Source organism: Azospirillum sp. UFLA03-27 (genome assembly GCF_059803775.1).
This window is the reverse complement of the sequence record NZ_JAUQTX010000407.1, coordinates 1-3,439: the sequence shown is the minus strand read 5'-3', so window position 1 is coordinate 3,439 and position 3,439 is coordinate 1. Positions and strand designations below refer to the sequence as shown.

The 3,439-nt window shown below is 72.6% G+C and carries 4 protein-coding genes; all 4 read left to right on the top strand.

The genetic code is table 11. From position 1 onward, the window contains the following. Nucleotides 1-26: 26 nt before the first annotated feature. Genes Q4I23_RS31555 through Q4I23_RS31540 form a run of 4 tightly spaced genes read left to right on the top strand, consistent with a single transcriptional unit; the run spans nucleotide 27 to nucleotide 3,308 of the window. Nucleotides 27-599, top strand: a complete 573-nt coding sequence (locus tag Q4I23_RS31555) for an ABC transporter permease (protein ID WP_498528836.1) — start codon at nucleotides 27-29, stop codon at nucleotides 597-599. Beyond that, nucleotides 596-1,426 carry an ABC transporter permease gene (locus Q4I23_RS31550; protein ID WP_498528835.1) on the top strand — a complete coding sequence of 277 codons (831 nt, stop codon included), beginning with the start codon at nucleotides 596-598 and terminating at the stop codon, nucleotides 1,424-1,426. The genes Q4I23_RS31555 and Q4I23_RS31550 overlap by 4 nt, the downstream gene beginning before the upstream one ends. Further along, nucleotides 1,423-2,298, top strand: a complete 876-nt coding sequence (locus tag Q4I23_RS31545) for an ABC transporter ATP-binding protein (RefSeq protein WP_498528834.1) — start codon at nucleotides 1,423-1,425, stop codon at nucleotides 2,296-2,298. Before Q4I23_RS31550 ends, Q4I23_RS31545 begins: the two co-directional genes overlap by 4 nt. Further along, the gene (locus Q4I23_RS31540; protein WP_498528833.1) at nucleotides 2,292-3,308 is read left to right on the top strand and encodes an ABC transporter ATP-binding protein; all 1,017 of its coding nucleotides are present in this window, start codon (nucleotides 2,292-2,294) and stop codon (nucleotides 3,306-3,308) included. The genes Q4I23_RS31545 and Q4I23_RS31540 overlap by 7 nt, the downstream gene beginning before the upstream one ends. Nucleotides 3,309-3,439 lie beyond the last annotated feature (131 nt).

Below are 3,439 nucleotides of genomic sequence, written 5' to 3'. Positions count from 1 at the left end.
GCGTATAATCGTCGGCAGCGTCAGATGTGTATAAGAGACAGTCCCTGATCTTCGCCGTGCCGTCCTTCTGGATCGGGCTCGTCGGCATCGTGCTGTTCGCCGTCCAGCTGCGCTGGCTGCCGATCGGCGGCTACGCCACGGTGGGCGCGCCGGGCGTCGGCTGGCCGCACGCGCTGGACGTCGCGGCCCATCTCGTGCTTCCCGCCGCCACGCTGGGGCTGGGCTACGCCGCCCTCTACGCGCGGGTCACGCGGGCCGCGGTGATCGAGACGAGCCGGCTGGACTTCGTGCGCACCGCGCGGGCCAAGGGCATTTCCGAAACGCGGGTGACCCTGCGGCACATCCTGCGCAACGCGCTGCTCCCAGTGGTGACGCTGAGCGGTCTGAAGCTCGGCTCGATGCTGGGCGGGGCGGTGGTGGTGGAGACGGTGTTCTCCTGGCCCGGCCTGGGGCGCCTCGCCTTCGAGGCGGTGGCCGACCGCGACGTGAACCTGCTGCTCAGCCTCTTCCTCTGCAATTCGCTTCTGGTGATCGTCATGGGCATCCTCGTCGACGTCTCCTACGCCGCCCTCGACCCGCGGATCGAGGTGACGGCGTGAGCGCACGGTTCTCCTTTTCCACACCGTCCACGCTGCGGCTGGGGGTGCTCTGCGTGGCGTCGCTCGCCCTGCTGGCGGCGGCGGCCGGCCTGCTGCGGCCGGGCGACCCGATGGCGATGGTCGGGCCGCGCGGCCTGTGGCCGCTGACCGACGGCGCCTTCCCGCTCGGCACCGACCAGCTCGGGCGGGACGTGGCGGCGCAGCTCCTGTTCGGGGCGCGGGTGTCGCTGGCGGTCGGCGTCGGGGCGGCCGCGGTGGCGACGCTGATCGGCGTCGGGCTGGGCGCCGTGGCGGGCTATTTCGGCGGGCTGGCGGACCATCTGCTGTCGCGGCTGTGCGACTATGTCCAGACGCTGCCGTCCTTCCTGCTGTCGATGGTGCTGGTCGCCGTGCTGGCGCCGTCCATCGGCAGCGTGATGATCGCCATCGGCCTGACCTCCTGGCCGGAGATCGCCCGGCTGACGCGGGCGGAGGTGCTGCGGATTCGCAACGCCGACTGGGTGCTGGCGGCGCGGACGATGGGGCTGGGCCACGGCCACATCCTGCTGAACCATGTGCTGCCCAACGGCATCGCCCCGGTGGTGGCGATGATCGCCGCGGTGGTCGCCCACGCCGTGCTGGTGGAGGCGGCGCTGGCCTTCCTCGGCCTCGGCGACCCGAACCTCGTGTCCTGGGGAGCGATGATCGGCAACGCGCGGCCCCTGCTGCGCACGCTGTGGTACCTGATGGCGCTGCCCGGCCTCGCCATCTTCGCCACGGTGATGGCCTTCACTCTGCTGGGCAACGGCCTGTCGGAGCGGCTCGACCCGCGGGGGGCGGCGCGATGACCTCAGGTAAACTGTTGGCGGGCGAACCGCTGATCGCGGTGCGCGACCTGTCCATAGCCTTCGCGGGCACCACGGCGGTGGACGGCCTTTCCTTCACCATGAAGGCGGGCGAGGTGACCGCGCTGGTCGGGGAGAGCGGCAGCGGCAAGACGGTGACCGGCCTGACCATCGCCGGGCTGGCCCCGCCGGAGGCGCGGATCACCGGCCGCGTGACCCTGGCCGGCGCGGACATCCTCGGCCGGACGCCCCGTGAGAGGCGCCTGGCCGGGCATCCCGCGGTGTCGATGGTCTTCCAGGACCCGCAGGCGGCGCTCAACCCCGTCCTGACCATCGGCGACCAGATCGTCGAGGCCGTGCGCGCCGATGGACGGACCGGTGCCCGCGCCGCCGCCGCCCGCGCGCTGGAGCTGCTCGATCTGGTGCGCATCCCCGAACCGGGGCACCGCTTCTCCGACTACCCGCACCGCCTGTCGGGCGGGATGCGCCAGCGGGTGGTGATCGCCCTGGCGCTCGCCGCGTCGCCGGTCGCGCTGGTCGCCGACGAGCCGACGACGGCGCTCGACGTCACCATTCAGGCGCAGATCCTCCAGCTTCTCATCCGCCTGAAGGACGAGCTTGGCATGGCGCTTCTGCTTATCACCCACGACCTGGGCGTGGTGGCCGAAGCGGCGGACCGCGTCCTGCTGATGCGCGACGGAAGCCTGCTGGAGGACCGTGGCGTCCGCGACTTCTTCGATGGTCCCCGCCACCCCTATGGCCGCGCCCTGCTGGCCGCGCGGCCGGGGCGCCGGACGCGGGGGGAACCCAGGCCGCGCCTCGCCGACACCTCGGCACCTTACCTGATCGGCGGGGAAGGAGGCGGCGCGTGCTGACCATCGAAAAGCTCCACGTCACCCACCGGACGCGGAACGGTACCGTCCACGCGGTGGACGGGGTGGACCTCACCCTGCGGCGCGGCGAGACGCTGGGGCTGGTCGGGGAGTCCGGCTGCGGGAAATCCACGCTGGCGCGGGCGGTGATGCGCCTGACCGCCCCGGCGTCGGGCCGCATCCTCCTCGACGGGGCCGACGTGACTCGGCTGACGGGGAGGGCGGCGACGCCCTTCACCGCCAGGGTCCAGATGGTCTTCCAGGACCCCGCCGCCTCGCTCGATCCCCGCTACACCGTGGCGCGGGCCATCGCCGAACCGCTGCTTTCCACCGTCCGCGACGCGGCGGAGCGGGCGCGGCGGGTGGCGGCGCTGATGGACGACGTCGGGCTGGCCCGCGCGCTGGCCGACCGCTTCCCGCACCAGCTCTCGGGCGGGCAGAGGCAGCGCGTGGCCATCGCCCGCGCCATCGCCCCCCGGCCCGATGTCGTCGTCCTCGACGAGCCGGTCTCGGCGCTCGACGTGTCCTTGCAGGCCCAGGTGCTGAACCTGCTGGTCGATCTCCAGGAGCGGCACGGGCTGGCCTACCTCTTCATCGGCCACGACATCGGCGTCGTCCGCCACATGGCCGACCGGGTGGCCGTGATGTATCTCGGCCGGGTGGTGGAGATCGGCGACTGGTCCGACGTGGTGGACGAGCCCGCCCATCCCTACACCCGCGCGCTGATGGCCGCGGCCCCCACCGCCCATCCGGACGCGGGACGCGCCGCGACCAGGACCGTCCTGGCGGGCGAACTGCCTAGCCCCTTCGCCCCGCTGCCGGGCTGCGCCTTCCACACCCGCTGCCCGCTCGCCGTCGAGCGCTGCCGGCGCGAGGCGCCCGCCCTGCGCGACGCCACCGACGGCCGCCGCGTCGCCTGTCATCTGGCCCCGACGCCATTGGCCGAAACGAATCCGGCCGAAACGAATCCGACCGAAGCCAACACCCTTCGTCCCCTGAGGAGACTTCCGTGATCCCCATCGAACGCCGTTCCTTCCTCGCCCTGACCCTTGGGGCCTCCGTCCTTGCCGTCGGGGCGGGGCGCGCCTTGGCCGCGGCGGGGCCCTGTCTCTTATACACATCTCCGAGCCCACGAGACTATAAC

Coding starts and splice junctions, on each gene's coding strand:
- Q4I23_RS31545 (WP_498528834.1), top strand. CDS start 1,423: ATGACCTCAGGTAAACTGTTGGCGGGCGAACCGCTGATCGCGGTGCGC.